This window comes from Pelobacter propionicus DSM 2379 (genome assembly GCF_000015045.1).
Taxonomy (GTDB): domain Bacteria; phylum Desulfobacterota; class Desulfuromonadia; order Geobacterales; family Pseudopelobacteraceae; genus Pseudopelobacter; species Pseudopelobacter propionicus.
On record NC_008609.1, the window covers coordinates 849,066 to 864,001 of the forward strand.

Consider the following 14,936-nt stretch of genomic DNA (forward strand, 5'->3'; position numbering starts at 1 on the left):
CCGTCATCCGCCCGTGATGACGGCGTTGGAAGGAGGGACATTGATGAAGAATGGAAATACGGTCCCGTTGTCGTGGTTTTCTCCGGCCCGGAATTGCTGGGCATTGCAGACGCTTCAGGTTGAACTTGTTCAGTCGGCGCGGAGCAGGGGCGATATCCGGTGTGAGGTGGTCACCGAAGACCACTGGCAGGTGATCTTCATGCTTGAGGGGGAGTTGCAGGAATGTGTTGTAAACGATAATGGATGTCATTTGCAGCAGCTTGCCGGCGAGGAACGGTGCAGCCTGCGCTATCTGACGCGGGGGATGAGGCTCAACGAGGGCTCGCAGGACAGCGGGGGGGGGCGGCTGCTCATCCGGTTGGCGTCTCCGGAACTGTTCGGGACAGGGCGGCTCCGACGTGAAGCGGACGAGCTGCAACGGCAGGGAGCGGCGGCGCTCACCATTCCTGCCACTCCTCAGATGCTGCGGACCGCCGCCGATATCTTGGCCCATTCCGTCCGTCCCGACAACCTGCTCCCGGTTATGTCCGGGGCCCTGGATCTGTTGCGCCAGATCGCCCATTCCCGCGAACTCAGCCGCGTTCCGAGCGCGGACCGGGAAAAGAGCGCCGTCGACGCGGCCTGCAAATTACTGGAGGCGAGTATGGACAATCCGCCGTCGCTGGAAGAGCTGGCGACCCAGGTGGGTATGAGCGCGACCCGCTTCAAACAGGCGTTCAGTCGCATCCGGGGAGTACCTCCCTTTGCCTATCTGCGGAATCTGCGGCTTGAGCGGGCCATGTGCCTCCTGCGGTACGAAGGATTACGGGTCACCGAGGTGGCCCTGGAGGTCGGATACAATAATTTCAGTCATTTCGCAAAGATATTCGAAGCGCGTTTTGGAATTGTCCCATCCAGAGTCCGCCGGGAAACTATGGTGAGGCTTGTAGCGTTACTTTATGGTCTGCACGCGTTAGCACTCTGCGCCGAGATGGTGTAAACAGGTTAAACATGATTTTGAATTTCGAAAGCAATTGCGGCAACCGATAAGGTGGGAGCGTGGGGTGGGCGCGGTTGCCGCACCGGCGGACGGGGATAAGCTCGCTGCCAGAATCGTCGCATACAGTCAAGAAACCGTCCGGTTGCCGGGCACGCTCCTTTCGCGGGGGCTGCGGAGCGTGCGCACCATGGCCGCCGACCGCGACATCGGGCACGCTCCTTTCGCGGGGGCTGCGGTCCGGGACGGCGAGAATAAAGGAATCAACGATCATGCACTACCATTCCGTGACACAGGATACCGTAAGGATCACCGCCTCCTCGTTCTGCCGGAACCGGGTTTCCGAGCTCCATCTCATGGCGGTGTCCGACAATCAGAAAGCCTTCAGCGGCCAGATGGAGGATATCCTGGGGGCCGTAACCGAGTATCTCTCCGCGCACGGCATCCCGAATTCTTCCGTCGTGTTCACCCGGTTCTTTCTCAGCGATTACGCCAACCAGGCAGAAGAGCTCAGCTTTATTGTGGATTATGTCACCTCGGTCTTTGGCGATTGCGCTGTTTCAATAGTTCAGCAACCTCCCGCGGCTAGCGGGAAGATCGCTGTCTGGGCGTATGTCATAGACGACGGCAACCGGGGTTGTCTTTCGAAATTCAGGGCCACGCCTGCGTGCGATCTGGTTGTTACGCGGGGGGGGTACGAACATATCTGGAGTACGCAGCTTGTCTCCGGCAACTGTTCAACCAAATCCTTCGACCAGGCCGGCGCCGTCTTTACGAAGCTGAGCCACTCCCTGGAGGGGAAGGGGTATTCCCTCAAGGAGAACTGCGTCAGGACCTGGCTGTTCGTAAAGGATATCGATTCCAATTACTCCGGAGTCGTGGACGCCCGACGGCGGTTTTTTGAAACGGTGAACATGACCTGGGATACGCACTATATCGCCAGCACCGGAATCGAGGGGCGGCATGCCGATCCGGGCGTCTGCGTACTGCTGGACGCCTATTCCATCGGCGGTGTTCAGCACGGCCAGATCGGGTTTCTCAAGGCCCCCGACTTCCTGAACCCGACGCACGAATACGGCGTAACCTTCGAGAGGGGAACCAGTGTGGCGTTTGGCGACAGAAAGCACATCTTTATTTCCGGAACCGCAAGCATCAACCACAAAGGGGAGATCATGCACCGGAATGACGTTGTCAGGCAGCTCAACCGTACCTTTGTCAACATTATGGCGCTCTTGGCGGACGCCGGCGCCGGAATGGAAAACGTGGCGCAGATGATCGTCTACTTGAGGGATCCCTCTGACAGCGAAACGGTCAACGCCTATCTGGATGAAAATTACCGGAACATACCGAACATCGTGACGCTGGCGCCTGTCTGCCGTCCCGGCTGGCTGGTGGAGGTGGAATGCATTGCCATCTCGGATGCGGCGAATCCGTCCTTCGCCAACTTCTGACAAAAGCGTCGCCATTGTGGAACCAACGAATATGACACGATTCAGCCCCACATCCAGCGCCATTCTGCTCCCCTGTCTGCTCGCCCTGGCTGCCGCCCTGCCGCCAGCAGCGGTCGCGGCCGCGCCTACCGAGCCCGGCGTCCTTGCGTCCCTGGCGACCGGCGTCATTCGACCGTCCCTGACGGAGCTGGCGGACACGGCTCGCAAGCTGGCGGACTCGTCCCGGCGGATGTGCCAACGGCGAGACATGGCCGGCCTGACCGCGGCTCAAGATGACTGGAGGAAGGCCAGCGCCGCCTGGCGGCGCTCCGTACCGTTCCAGTTCGGACCGGCCGCGAATCTGGAACGCCGGCTGGGCGGGCCGACCCAGGAAACCGTCCTGGAAGCGGCGGTGCGGGACGACAGGATGCAACACCTGCGCACGGGCAAGGAAACCCGCGGTTACGCGGCCGTCGAGTACCTGCTCTTTGCCCCCGCCGGCGCCGCGGCGGCAACGGCCGGAGGGCGGTGCGAGCATCTCAGGGATGTCACCGCCGAGATCGCGGCCGTCACCTCCCGGGCGGAACAGGAATGGGACAAGGGGTACGGCAGGGAGTTCGTTGCGGCAGGAGACGGCAAACCCTTCCTGGTGCCGGGTGATGCCCTGAGTCTCATTCTCGCCAGGACCCTGAACAGCATCGAAACCGTGCTGCGGGACGGGATCGGGGTCCCCGGTGGTATTTTCACCGGCAGGCCCAGGCCCGAGCTTTTCTACGGACGGCGCAGCGCCACCACCCGTGAAGCCTTTCAGGCGACGCTGGAGGGGCTCAACCGGTCGCTCCTGGGCGGCGGTTCCGCCAGTATCGTGAACCTGGTGGCCACCCGGGACGGGCTCGTCTCCAGGAAGAATCCTGCCCTTGCCGCCGGCATCAGGCGGCAGCTGGAGATAATCGGGAACACCATCGCGAAGCTGGATGCCGCCGACCTGGGCTCCCATGGGGGAAAGCCGTCGCGCAGGCTCAAGCGCCTCTACGACGGCATGGAGAAACTGCAGAAACAGTTGGTCGAAGCTACCCTGGTGCTGGAGCTGGACGTCCGCTCGGCAACGGAGAAGCAGTGAGAGCCGGTGTGACGCGGCCGGGGCGCCGCAAACCAACAGACGGGAGAACAGGACTGACAACGATGGAAACAGCGACCAATCAAGATGTCATGGAGCAGCTGGCCAAATTGTACGAAGAGGTTTTCCGCCACGACGGCTATGGAGAGATCCGGCTGGAGATGAAGATCCTGCGCCGCGGTCAGAAAGAGGTCATCATCCACTGCGGCAAGCAGTACCGGTTCGTGGTCGATTTCGTGAAACAACCCGGAATGGGGTAGAGCTGGAAATGACGCGGGGTCATCTGGCTGAGAAAAAGGTGTCTGGGCGTGTGGGTCGCCGGTGCCGTACGGAGAAAGGAGGGGCGTCGTTACGAACGGTAGTGGCCGTCCCCCACGGTTGGGGACATGTGTGTAATCAAATAACCCATTTTTCAGGAGACCAGACATGAGTATCAATTTTTTCAACAGGAAAGAAATCAAATGTTTGCAGAAACTGCGTAAGAAGCTGAACCAGCGCGGCTTTACCCTGCTTGAGCTCCTCGTTGTCGTCGCCATCCTGGCGGCCATCGCCGGTACCGCCACCATCGCCCTGAAAGACACCGACGCCCGCGCCTCGGCCGCGGCCCACGTCACCATGATGGATGAGCTGAACAAGGGGATCAGCACCTACCGCGTGCTCCAGAGGAACACGCTGCCCAACCGGCTTGATTCCCTGATGATGTATGGCGGCACCGGCCACGTCACCGTGGGTGCGGCTGCGCCTCTGTCCATCCTCGGCTTCACCGCCGCGGATACTGGAACGTACACCAATGAAGATGCCGCTACCCTGCCGATTCCCGCCGGTGTCCAGACGATCATGTCCGACGCAGGCATCACCGAACTGCGCTATGTTAACGACGTCGCCGCCAACAACCCGGATGGCGACGGCAATTGTGGTGACATTAAAGCTCTGGTCGAAAACCGGGGGAACAACGTGGTGGCGGGCAATATCTTCCTGAGCGCGTCCGCCAACGGTTGCGGCGTTGCCCAGGCGCTGGACGGTACCGCCACCCCCATGGGGATGTTCTGGGTCGGCGGCCAGGAACGCCTCACCGGCCAGCCGTTTACGGTTGAAACAGGTACTCCCGTTGAGTTCGACGGCACCAACCTGGCTACTGCGAATAGTCCCGCCTACCTGCTGACCGGCATCGGACCCTCATCCACCCTGTTCGATGCCAACACCCTGGGCGGCATGACCACCGTGCCGGTGTACCGTCACGTGAAACCGAACGAGTACAACCGCTTCGTGGCCGTCTGGAACGTCGGTGACTTTGACGGCGCCGGCGCCATTACCGCCAAGGACCAGATCGAACTGGTGGCCATCGTTGACGGCGCCCTCGACACCAAGGAAGAGGAACTGGGCGAATGGGACGGCACGCGTAACACCATCTAAGGCGGCAGTATAGGGGCGGTGTAACGCCGCCCCTGACCGCCCGGCTCCGATGCAACCTTCTCCCCGTCCCCGCCCCACACAGGCGGTGGCGGGGAGAAAATATCGCGAACCGGAGTGAAGGCTGTTCGCGGGCAGCCGCGAGGCGCGTGAGGAAGGATGAACCGGGAGAAAGCGCCGCACACCATGGATGAATCACCGGGTTTGACTTCTTCGCGCTTTCGCGCCTTTGCGTGAAACAACGTGAGAGTTTACAGGTTGAATACTCAACAGAAGGAGAGGGTCCTTGAGGATGAAGACGAACACAATGATGAAATGCGCGCTGCTGCTGACCACCCTGCTGACCATGTCTGCCTGCGGCCGGCCGGATGTCGGCCTGATGAAGGAAGGGCTGACCCGTACGGGGATGCCGGCCGACCAGGCCGCCTGTTTCGCCGAGAAGATGAGCGAAAAGGTCAAGGGGAGGCCGTACAACTACATGGCCAAGCTGATGAAGGCCGGCTCCGACGAACGGGACGCGGTCAACAAGGCGCGGCGCAAATTCGGCCCCGATTTCAAGGAGCCGATGGAACAGGCGCGCAATGCCTGCGTCAAGTAGAACCGACCGCGCTTCCGGATCTCCGTTATCCGGGCGGCGGGGGTTCACCCTGCTGGAGCTTTTGGTCATCGTCGCCATCATGGCGGCCGTCGCCTTTGTCGCCGGCGGATCGTATTCCGGGGTGAGCCGGCAGGCCAACGACCAACTCGTCCGTTCGGAAATGCAGGAGCTGGCCACGGCCATCCGCCGCTTCAGACAGGACACCGGCTATTACCCCAAGACCGGGCCGTTCGGCCTCGTAGGTGTTGGGGCCGGAAAAATTACGGATGCGGCGATTGAGGCGCAATTTTCCCATGCCGGCGCGAGCGCGGCAGAGCGGGCGCGCTGGTTCTATTCACCGGCCAATCTGTACCAACTTACGGCGGAAAAGAGTCTGCTGCCGGCCGGCCACCAACTGGAAGAATGGAACAAGGAGACCGGCCGGGGCTGGCGCGGCCCCTATTTGCGGGGGGACGACGGTTACGTGGATATTCGAGACGGCATCAATAGCGGCACGGCGGCCGGAACATCGGCCGGGAACCCGCTGGCCGGCAACGACATCCGGGACGTGAACGGCGTGGCCGACCCCTTCGAGCTCCGGGCCGTGACCGTCTCCGGCGTCAGCCTCCTTAGCTGGAGCGCCGCTGCGGGCGTTACGGAACGGGAGGTCTGGGGACGCCCCTATCTGGTGTTCGACCTGAATACCGCCCATCCCTGGATTGTCAGCATGGGGCCGGACGGGGTCTACAACACGTCCGACGACATCAAACTTACTATCGAGTGAGACACTTACATGAGCTTTGCAAAGAAACTGCTGTTTATCCTGGCGCTGTCGGCCCTCATCAGTTGCCCGGTTAGCATGCGGGCGCATGCGGCGGCTAAACCCGCGGCGTCCCGCACCGCCGGGAGCGCGAAAGCGGCCTTCAGGGCCATTGACCTGGACCGGTTCATCGTCCAGGAGAAGAAGGCCGTCGGCAAAGACAAGAAACGGATCATCAGAATGGCCGCGCCGGTCAGCTTCGAGGCCAGGATGAAGCGCAATCCGGAAGAGAAGAAGATGACCTATGTCTACGAAGTCCTGGAACTCTCCGGGGTGAAACCGCTGCCGGAGGTCAAGCACCGGATGTTCGTCGAGAGCCGGGGACGGCGCATCATCCCGGTCTATGTGGAGCGCCGGGTCGTCGACCGGATCGGAAAGGAGCTGACGGCGGGAAGCATGGCGCGTTTCGTCGGCTATCACCTCTACAGCTACGGCAAGGGACCGGCCATCATGGTGGTCGACTTTGCCGCGGCCAGATGAGCGGTTACCGGGTCCCATGGATACCGCCCCGTCATACATCGGCATCGGCAACGAGCGGGGACTGACCCTGCTGGAGCTGCTGTTGGTGGTCACCATCCTGTCGGCGGTGGCCTGGGTGAGCCTGGCCTCGGTGGCCAATGACGCCGAGCAGATACGCTATGACGACACCCGCAACCGCCTGCGGTCGATCCGGGGCGCGGTTGTTGGCGACACCGGAACGGCGGGGTGGGAGAAGGGGATCCAGAGCGGCTTTGTGGTGGACAACGGCAGGCTTCCCGGCAGCATCAACGACCTGATCATGGCGCCGTCCGGATTTCTGGCGTACGGGCCGGTTTCGCCCCTGTTCGACCCGGCCCCTGATACCAATGGTTACAACAACGGTGGGGAGACCACGCTGAGCCAGGCGCAGAACCAGTTCATGAAAGGGTTCCGCGGCTCCTATCTGGTTGGCTCGGCAGGCGGCACATACCGGGACGGCTGGGGGACCAGGCTGTCTCCGGGGGCCACGCTCAAAAACTGCCCCACCGTACCGTCCGGTTCCACGAACAGCGGCAGCGATCTTGATAGCGACAATCACGGCTGGTGCGTCACCCTGTACAACGACGGTCTGTACGTGGACAGCTACGGCAAGGACGGGGAGAACGGCGGCAATGATTTCGAGGCGGATATGGCCATGGGTGAGCCGGTGCTGGCCGGGGACTGGCGGATCAATCTGTCCGGCGCGGGGGTCAGGATCGTCAACCAGAGCGGCGCCGACCTGAGCTTTTCCACGGCGGTCAGGGCATCGCTGCTTATTTTCCACAACGGTGCAAGCGCCACCTGGCGGCGCATTACCTCGGGTGTCGCCGCCGACACCTGTCTGGATGGCGACGGCGACGGCCTGTGCGGCGGCGCTCCCGCGCCCCGGGAGACGACGGCGACCCTGCCGGCCGAGAATGTCCCGGCGGGAGAGCATCTGCTGGTGCTGGTAGCCGATCCGGACGGGACGGCCCATAACGCCGACGACAGCCTGTACGCCGGTCCCGTGACCGCCAGGGTGAAGTTCTTCTCCCGGGGCGGTGTACCGGACCTGGTCCTGATCATCCGCTGAACCGTCTCCATTCCAGTAGTTCAACCTTTCTCAGACGCCGGTGGGCGGCGCGAGTGTGTAATCGATAATGAGACTTAAGCCTCGCAGTATCATACAAGGAATGAAGGTCGGCAGGCCGGGCCGGATGCTCGTCTTCGAGAGCACCGGATTTGCCCTCTACGGGGCCGTGGCGAGCCGCGGACTCCGCTCCCCGTTCGAGCTGGGCGAAGCGGCGGTCTCAACGGCGCCCGATTTCGCCACCGCCGTCGGCGAGGTTCTGGCCCGGCTCCGCGAGCGGGGCCAGCGGCTGCCGAAAAAGGCGCTCCTCGTTACCCCTTCCGCGGCTGCGAAGCTGCTCGGGCTCCCGGTCGACCCGGCAAAGCCCCGCGGCTTCAGCCAGATGAGCGAGCTGGTGCGCTGGGAACTGGAAGAGTTCTGCGTGAGCCAGAACGACATCTGGACCCAGGGCAGCCTGCTCATGGGGCGCGGTCATATCAGCTCCGGGCAGCGGCGGGAAGCCGAGGGGAGCGGTCAGGGGCCGAGGCCCAGCTCTTCCGGCCTCTACAACGATATGGTTTCCCGCGAGCAGCTGGACGAGTGCCTGGAACTGATGGAGCTGTTGTCGGCATCCGACGACGAACTGTCCACCGGCTGGGCGCCCCATGCGTCCGATGGGGAGGAAGGCCCCTTCACCTGGTGGGGGGCCGGGATCGGGACGAAGCTGTGCGCCCGGTGGTCCGACGCTTTCCGCAGGCAGGGCGTCTTCCTCGCCTGGATCTATCCCCAACTGGGCGCCGCTGCTTCACTCCTGGCGCGGGAAACCGAGTCCTGGCTGCTGGTGGAGGTCCGCCAGGAACAGTTCGCCCTCTTCCTGGGGCATAACGGACTGCTGACCTCCCTTGCCCTCAGCTTCACTTCATGTGGCCTGGCCGATCCGGTAACGGTGGCGGAGGCCGCCCGGGGCGCTATCCATCCCGAAACCGCCAGGATCTATCTTTCCGCTCCCGTCTCCCTTGCCGCTCCGATCCTGTATGAGCTGAGCCGTCTGACCGGCCGGGAGGCCGCGCTGCTCAGCACCGGCGGAACTCCGCCCGACGATGAAACCTGTCCGCCCGAGGTCCTGGCTTCCCTCACCGGAGCGGCTCTCCACGCGCTCGGTCAGTGCCCCTCCTCAACCCTGGTCCGCGTTCCGGCCCAGCCTCCCCTCCCTCCCCTGTGGCAGAACAGGGAGCTGTACCCCTGGCTGGTCATGGGGCTGCTGCTGGCAGTCATGGCCGGCAACGAGTGGCGCCTGCGCTCCCGGGCCATGAAAAACGAATGGGAGCTGGAGAAGGCGGACATCGAATACAACCTCAAGATGAAGGTGAAAAAACAGTTGCAGAGTTCGGGCAGCGAGGCAAAGCACCTGGAGCAGGAACTTAAGCTGAAGGAGGAGACGCTGAAGGAGGAGACGCGGCTCAAGAATATTTTCGACAATGTGATCCGCCACCGCCAGGAACTGGTTCCGGGGCTGCTCCAGTCCGTCGCGGCAGCGGTCAATGACGAGGTGGTGCTGGACCGGGTGGAGGAACTGGATAACGGCAAGGGGTTCTATCTTGAGGCCTGGGCGCTCCGGGATACCGCGGGACAGTATTTCGTCTCGCGGCTCAACAAGACCCTGGTCCCCTGGGAATACAAGGTCGGAGAAATGCAGTTCGCCCGGGGGCGCGGGAGGGTCAATATCGATGGGGTTATCCTGAAAATCTGGCTGATCGGGACGGACGTCGCTACGGAGGCGCCGAAATGATGGGGAAGGCACTTGCCCGATGGAAAAAACTCTCCGCGAAGGAACGGCTCCGGTACCAGCTGCTCCTCATCGCCGCGCTGCTCGGCATATACGGCGGGGGCTTCTATCCCATCAGCAAAAGCAGGCTCGCGGAATCGGAAAAGATGCTCCATCGCCGCCAGGACCGGATCAAAAAACGGGCCGGAGCAGTGGATACCGTTGTTGGCGCCGCTTCTTCTCCCCAGGCCATTGCCAAACGAATCGAGACGGTTGATGCGGAGCTGGACAGCCTCAGGATGGAGTTCGATGAGCTGGACTCAGGCTTCGCCCCGGTGGATTCCACGGAGACGCGCCAGCAGCTGCTCCTGGAAATATCCGCCCTTGCCGAGCGCTCCGGCGTGGAGCTGACGTCGGTTGCCAGAAAAGGTTTTTCTCCGGAAAAGGACCTGGGGACTCCCGCGGTGGATCCGGCAGTTGGCCGTCCCCTGTTGCTGATCACCGCCAATACCACCTATCCCTATCTGCTCACGTTTCTGTACGGTCTCAGGGATCTCTCGTTTTACGTTTCGGTCATGAAGGTGAAAATGCACTCCCGGCATCTGGATGAAGAACAACGGAAAAGCTCGACGCCTCTGCCATCCGGCTTAATCAGTGTGTCCATCGAGATGTCTATCTGATGACGAACTTCAGGGACGGATTGGAGGTTCTGCTGCGGACCTGTGTTGAACTGGGCGCTTCAGATATGCATCTCTCCGGCGGGGAGCGGGTGCGCTTCAGGGTCAACGGGCTGCTGCAAGCCCATGGAAACGAGCTGTTTTCCTCCGATGCCGTTGAGGCCATGGCAACGGCGATCATGAACGAACACCAGCGGAAGGAGTTTTTTACCAGGCTGACGGCCGATATCGGCTACTCCTCCTCCGATGGCGAGCGTTACAGGGTCAACTGTTTCCGGGAAATGTGCAAGCCGGCCATGACCGTGCGCCACCTGGACCAGCGGCTGCGCTCTCTTGAGGAGCTGGGGCTTCCGAGCCGGCTGCGGGAACTGGCCTATCTCCATTCGGGCCTGGTGCTGGTGACCGGCGCCACCGGCAGCGGTAAATCGTCCACGCTGGCAATGCTGCTGAACGAGATCAACCGCACCCGCGACTGCCATATCCTGACGGTGGAGGATCCCGTGGAATTCATCCATACCAGCCAGCGGAGCCTGGTGCATCACCGCGAGGTGCACACCGACGTTCCCAGCTATGCCGAGGCGGTCCGCGCCGCCATGCGCGAGGATCCTGACGTTATCATGGTCGGCGAGATGCGGGACCTGGAGACGATGCAGGCGTCTCTCGCCGCCGCGGAAACCGGTCATCTGGTGTTTTCAACCCTCCATACCGGCGAGGCGGTGGGCGCAATCGAGCGCTTCATCGGCTATTTTTCCGGCGAGGAGCAGGCCGTGGCCCGGCACCGCATCGCGATGGTGCTGCGGGCCATTGTCGCCCAGCGGCTGGTCATAGGGCTGGACGGCAGGAAGAGGGTGCCTGCGGTGGAGTTGCTGATGGTCAACACGGCCGCGGCCAACCTGATCCAGACCTCCAGGACCAGACAGCTCTACTCCATGATGGAGACCGGCGCCAAGGACGGGATGTGGACCCTGGACCAGGACCTGGCCCGTCTGGTCAAGTCCAATAAAATTAGTCGGGAAACGGCCCTGACCTACTGCAACAACCGGGAAGGTTTCGACCGGCTGGTCAGTGTCGCCGTGGAGCGGGAGTGAAGAGCATATGCCGGTAAACGAAACCATTCTGATCGAGGCCGCCATCAAGACCGGCCTGCTCAGGGAAGCCGATATCAAGACGTTGCGGTTGCAGGCCAAACGGGAGCGGCTCCCCCTGCTGGAGGTGATCACCAGGGCGGGCAGGTTTCCCGAGGCCGCTCTCTACCAGTCCCTGGCCGACGCGCGGGGGATTCCCTTTCTCCTGCCGGAGCAGCTGACGGCCGATGCGGAAGCGCTGGCGCTCCTGCCCCAGGGGAGCCGGCAGCACCGGCTGCTGTTGCCGGTGCGGGACGCGGACGGCGGCAGGCTGCTGGCGCTGGCGGATCCCGATGATCACCTGAGCCTGGAGCGTGTCGAACGCGCCACCGGTGAACGCTATCGTCCCGCTCTTGCGGAACCCGCGGCGCTCCGCGGCGCGCTCGAGCGGTGCGGCCAGGGGGGGGCGGCATGGCCCGCGGCGGCGGAAAAGAATGATCCGGTCCAGTTTCTGGACGACGTCATGAAGGAGGTGTACCTGCGCCGCGCCTCCGACGTGCACTTCGAGCCCCAGGAGGGGAGGATGAGAATCCGCCTGCGGGTGGACGGCCGCATGCAGGAGTTCGGCCGCATGCTGCCGGCCTCGGATGAAGATGCCCTGCTGAACCGGATCAAGGTGCTGGCGGGGCTGGATATCGCCGAGCAGCGCATGGCCCAGGACGGCGCCATGAAATACGCCATCATGAACTGGGACATCCCGGAGGTGGATATCCGCGTCGCCACCATTCCAACCCGCTGGGGCGAGCGGGCGACCATGCGTATCCTCGGTCAGGATACCGGCCGGTTGACGCTGGAGCAGCTGGGCATGCCGAAAACGATGCTCGGGGCGTTCCGCCGTGCCATTGCCCGGCCCCATGGCGTGATTCTGGTGACCGGCCCCACCGGCAGCGGCAAGTCGACGACGCTGTACAGCGCCATTCGGGAGCTGGACGTGAACGCCATCAATGTGCTGACGGTTGAAGACCCGGTGGAACTGCCCATCGCCGGGGTCAGTCAGGTCCAGGTGAGCGTCAAGGTCGGCTTTGCCGAGGCGCTGCGCTCGTTTCTGCGTCACGATCCCGATGTCATCCTGGTGGGGGAAATGCGCGACCGGGAGACGGTTGATATCGGGCTGCGGGCGGCCATGACGGGGCACCTGGTGATGTCTACCCTCCATACCAACGATGCCGTCGGAGCGGTTACCAGGCTCCTGGATATCGGCGCCGAGCGTTTTCTCATCGCTTCGACCCTGACCGGTGTGCTGGCCCAGCGTCTGGTGCGGCGACTGTGCGTCAACTGCTGCCGGAAACGCCCGGCCCTGCCCGAGGAGCTGCGGATACTCAACCTGGAAGGCGAAAACGTGGTGGAGATCTACGAGCCGGGGGGCTGCTCCTTTTGCCTCGGCAGCGGCTTCAGGGGGCGCATCGGGCTGTTCGAGGCGTTCTGGATCGACCAGGATCTGAGTCTGGCGATCTCGGAAGGCGCAAGCGAGGTGAGGATACGGGAAATGGCCGGAAATTACACAACCCTCTGGCAGGACGCCCGCGAGAAGGTTCTGCGGGGCGAGGTCTCCCTTGCCGAAGTGCTCCACGTAAGGGCGGAGGCGAACTAGATGTCGCTCTATTCCTTTATCGGCCTTGATGGTCAAGGGCGGGAACTGCGGGAAACCATCGAGGCTGAAACCGAAAAGGATGTGGCGCGTCTTCTCCGAAACCGCTCCATTTTCGTCCTGAAAGTCTGGGAGGGGGGGGGAGCGAAACCGGGAAACGGTTTCCGGGAATGGCTGGCACGGCTGAAACCGCTCCTGAGGCCGGGACAGTATGCTCCCGTGGGGGCGGGAGATCTGGTGATTTTCTTCCGCCAGACGGCGATGATGCTGCGCGCCGGATATACCCTGGTCACCGCCCTGGACGCGAGCTCCGAGATGACGGCCAAACTGCGTCTGCGTCGGACCATCAAAAAGATGTGCGATGAAATCAGAAAAGGGGGCAGTTTTTCAGGGACCCTGGCCGGAGAAAAGAAGATCTTCACCCCCATGGTTTCCAACCTGATCGCCAGCGGAGAAAAGAGCGGCAACCTGGACGACATTCTGGACCGGCTGGCGGACAGTATCGAACGGAGCAAGGATATCAAGCGTCAGCTGGTAGCGGCCATGTTCTACCCCCTGTTCGTGCTGCTGGTCTCCATCGGGGTCGTCATTTTCCTGGTCCTGGGGGTCATCCCCCGGTTCGCGACCTTTCTGAACGCCCGTAACGCCGCCCTGCCGGCATCGACCCAGGTACTGATGAATATTTCAGCCTGGGCCCAGGATTACGGCCGCATCCTCGCGATCGCGCTGGGCGCCGTCTTCTTCTCCCTTTTTGTGGCGTACACGACCAGGAAAGGGAAGCAATTCCTGGACAGGGTGCTGCTGACCCTGCCCCTGGTGGGTAAAGCGATCCTGTTCGCCTCCATGGCCCAGGCCGGATGGTGTCTTGCCATGCTTCTGAGAAGCGGCGTGACGGCCCTGGAGTCGATCCGCATCGCCGCCAGCGTCATGGGAAACAGCGCCGTCAGCGATTGTTTCAGCGCGGCGGCGGACGGGTTGCTGCAGGGGCAGTCCCTGTCCAAGACCCTGGACCAGCCCCATATCCCGCTGATGATGCGGCACATGGCGGCGGTCGGCGAGAGCAGCGGCCAGCTGGATACGGTAATGCACGGCGCGGGAGAATATTACCAGAAAGAGTTGACCGCCAGGGTGAAACTCATCTCCGTGGCGATCGAACCGATGCTGATTCTGATGGTCGGGGTTGTGGTCGGGTTTGTCTACTTCGCTTTTTTCCAGGCAGTGATGTCTGTTTCGAAGGGTGGGATGTGATGCGGCCGGTACATTCAAGATCAACATGTCTGGCAGCGCGCATGCTGCTGGTTTTCCTGTCCGTTGCGTCCGTCAGCTATGGGGCCGCTATCGCCCCCGTGACTGCCGCGGACCCCGGAACGCCCCGCGGGGCGAACGGGGGCGGAACCGCATCCGCCGCCGCTACTGCCGCCTCGCGGAAGCCGGTATCCGGCACAGGAGCGGGGAGCGTAAAAAATGCCGGCGCGCTCCCCGAAACGCGGTCCCACTCTCTGCGGGGCGGCGGAATGTCCGCCGTCGTGCCGCCGGGGCGGAACGGCAGGGCCAGGAGCGCTTCCGGTGCGCTGCAACGCGACCCGTTCTCCGTGACGAATCGGGTGCGGACGCAGTCCGAGAGGCCGCCGGCTTTTTCCCCCTACGGCTCCGAGGAGGGGTCGGTGGAGCAAGCCAGAACCATGCCGAAAATGCGTCTGCGCGGACATCTCAGGGGCACGGACGGCAGGATCGCGGCGCTTCTGGAGATCGAGGGGGCCGGTGTCTACATCGTCCGGGAAAGGGACACCGTGGGGCTGCACGAACTGGGAATCGACACGGCTATCCGGATCAAGAAAATCAACAGACTCAATATGTTGGTCGAAGCAGGATCGCTGGGCCGGATGATTATTGTCCACTAAAGGGG

15 protein-coding genes are annotated in these 14,936 nt (G+C 62.8%); all 15 read left to right on the top strand.

Going from position 1 to position 14,936, the window contains the following annotated elements; translation table 11 throughout:
- Nucleotides 1-43: 43 nt before the first annotated feature.
- Entirely contained in the window at nucleotides 44-979 is a 936-nt protein-coding gene (locus PPRO_RS19295; RefSeq protein ID WP_011734745.1) for a helix-turn-helix transcriptional regulator, read from the top strand.
- A 269-nt stretch (nucleotides 980-1,248) separates the two neighbouring features.
- A complete protein-coding gene (locus PPRO_RS03935) occupies nucleotides 1,249-2,427 on the top strand; it encodes a Rid family hydrolase (RefSeq protein ID WP_011734746.1) in 1,179 nt (392 codons plus the stop codon).
- Nucleotides 2,428-2,458: 31 nt separating this feature from the next.
- Nucleotides 2,459-3,526 (top strand): imelysin family protein, encoded by a 1,068-nt coding sequence (locus PPRO_RS03940; protein ID WP_011734747.1) that lies wholly within the window; start codon nucleotides 2,459-2,461, stop codon nucleotides 3,524-3,526.
- A 62-nt stretch (nucleotides 3,527-3,588) separates the two neighbouring features.
- Nucleotides 3,589-3,783 carry a hypothetical protein gene (locus tag PPRO_RS03945; RefSeq protein ID WP_011734748.1) on the top strand — a complete coding sequence of 65 codons (195 nt, stop codon included), beginning with the start codon at nucleotides 3,589-3,591 and terminating at the stop codon, nucleotides 3,781-3,783.
- 166 nt (nucleotides 3,784-3,949) lie between these two features.
- On the top strand, nucleotides 3,950-4,936 hold the full coding sequence (locus PPRO_RS03950) for a type II secretion system protein (protein ID WP_011734749.1): 987 nt from the start codon (nucleotides 3,950-3,952) through the stop codon (nucleotides 4,934-4,936).
- Between the two features lie 289 nt (nucleotides 4,937-5,225).
- Entirely contained in the window at nucleotides 5,226-5,531 is a 306-nt protein-coding gene (locus tag PPRO_RS03955) for a hypothetical protein (protein WP_011734750.1), read from the top strand.
- Complete coding sequence (locus PPRO_RS03960; RefSeq protein ID WP_011734751.1) at nucleotides 5,515-6,294, top strand: type IV pilin protein; 780 nt, start codon at nucleotides 5,515-5,517, stop codon at nucleotides 6,292-6,294. The genes PPRO_RS03955 and PPRO_RS03960 overlap by 17 nt, the downstream gene beginning before the upstream one ends.
- 9 nt (nucleotides 6,295-6,303) lie before the next feature.
- Entirely contained in the window at nucleotides 6,304-6,810 is a 507-nt protein-coding gene (locus tag PPRO_RS19300; RefSeq protein WP_011734752.1) for a hypothetical protein, read from the top strand.
- A gap of 16 nt (nucleotides 6,811-6,826) precedes the next feature.
- A complete protein-coding gene (locus PPRO_RS03970) occupies nucleotides 6,827-7,900 on the top strand; it encodes a prepilin-type N-terminal cleavage/methylation domain-containing protein (protein ID WP_011734753.1) in 1,074 nt (357 codons plus the stop codon).
- 67 nt (nucleotides 7,901-7,967) lie between these two features.
- Nucleotides 7,968-9,665 carry a hypothetical protein gene (locus tag PPRO_RS03975; RefSeq protein WP_011734754.1) on the top strand — a complete coding sequence of 566 codons (1,698 nt, stop codon included), beginning with the start codon at nucleotides 7,968-7,970 and terminating at the stop codon, nucleotides 9,663-9,665.
- Nucleotides 9,662-10,321, top strand: a complete 660-nt coding sequence (locus PPRO_RS03980) for a hypothetical protein (protein ID WP_011734755.1) — start codon at nucleotides 9,662-9,664, stop codon at nucleotides 10,319-10,321. The genes PPRO_RS03975 and PPRO_RS03980 overlap by 4 nt, the downstream gene beginning before the upstream one ends.
- Entirely contained in the window at nucleotides 10,321-11,406 is a 1,086-nt protein-coding gene (locus PPRO_RS03985; protein WP_011734756.1) for a type IV pilus twitching motility protein PilT, read from the top strand. Before PPRO_RS03980 ends, PPRO_RS03985 begins: the two co-directional genes overlap by 1 nt.
- Nucleotides 11,407-11,413: 7 nt before the next feature.
- Nucleotides 11,414-13,033, top strand: a complete 1,620-nt coding sequence (locus PPRO_RS03990) for a GspE/PulE family protein (protein WP_011734757.1) — start codon at nucleotides 11,414-11,416, stop codon at nucleotides 13,031-13,033.
- Nucleotides 13,034-14,278 carry a type II secretion system F family protein gene (locus PPRO_RS03995; protein ID WP_011734758.1) on the top strand — a complete coding sequence of 415 codons (1,245 nt, stop codon included), beginning with the start codon at nucleotides 13,034-13,036 and terminating at the stop codon, nucleotides 14,276-14,278. It abuts the gene before it with no gap.
- A 41-nt stretch (nucleotides 14,279-14,319) separates the two neighbouring features.
- Entirely contained in the window at nucleotides 14,320-14,931 is a 612-nt protein-coding gene (locus PPRO_RS19305; protein WP_049759636.1) for a hypothetical protein, read from the top strand.
- The last annotated feature ends 5 nt before the right edge of the window (nucleotides 14,932-14,936 follow it).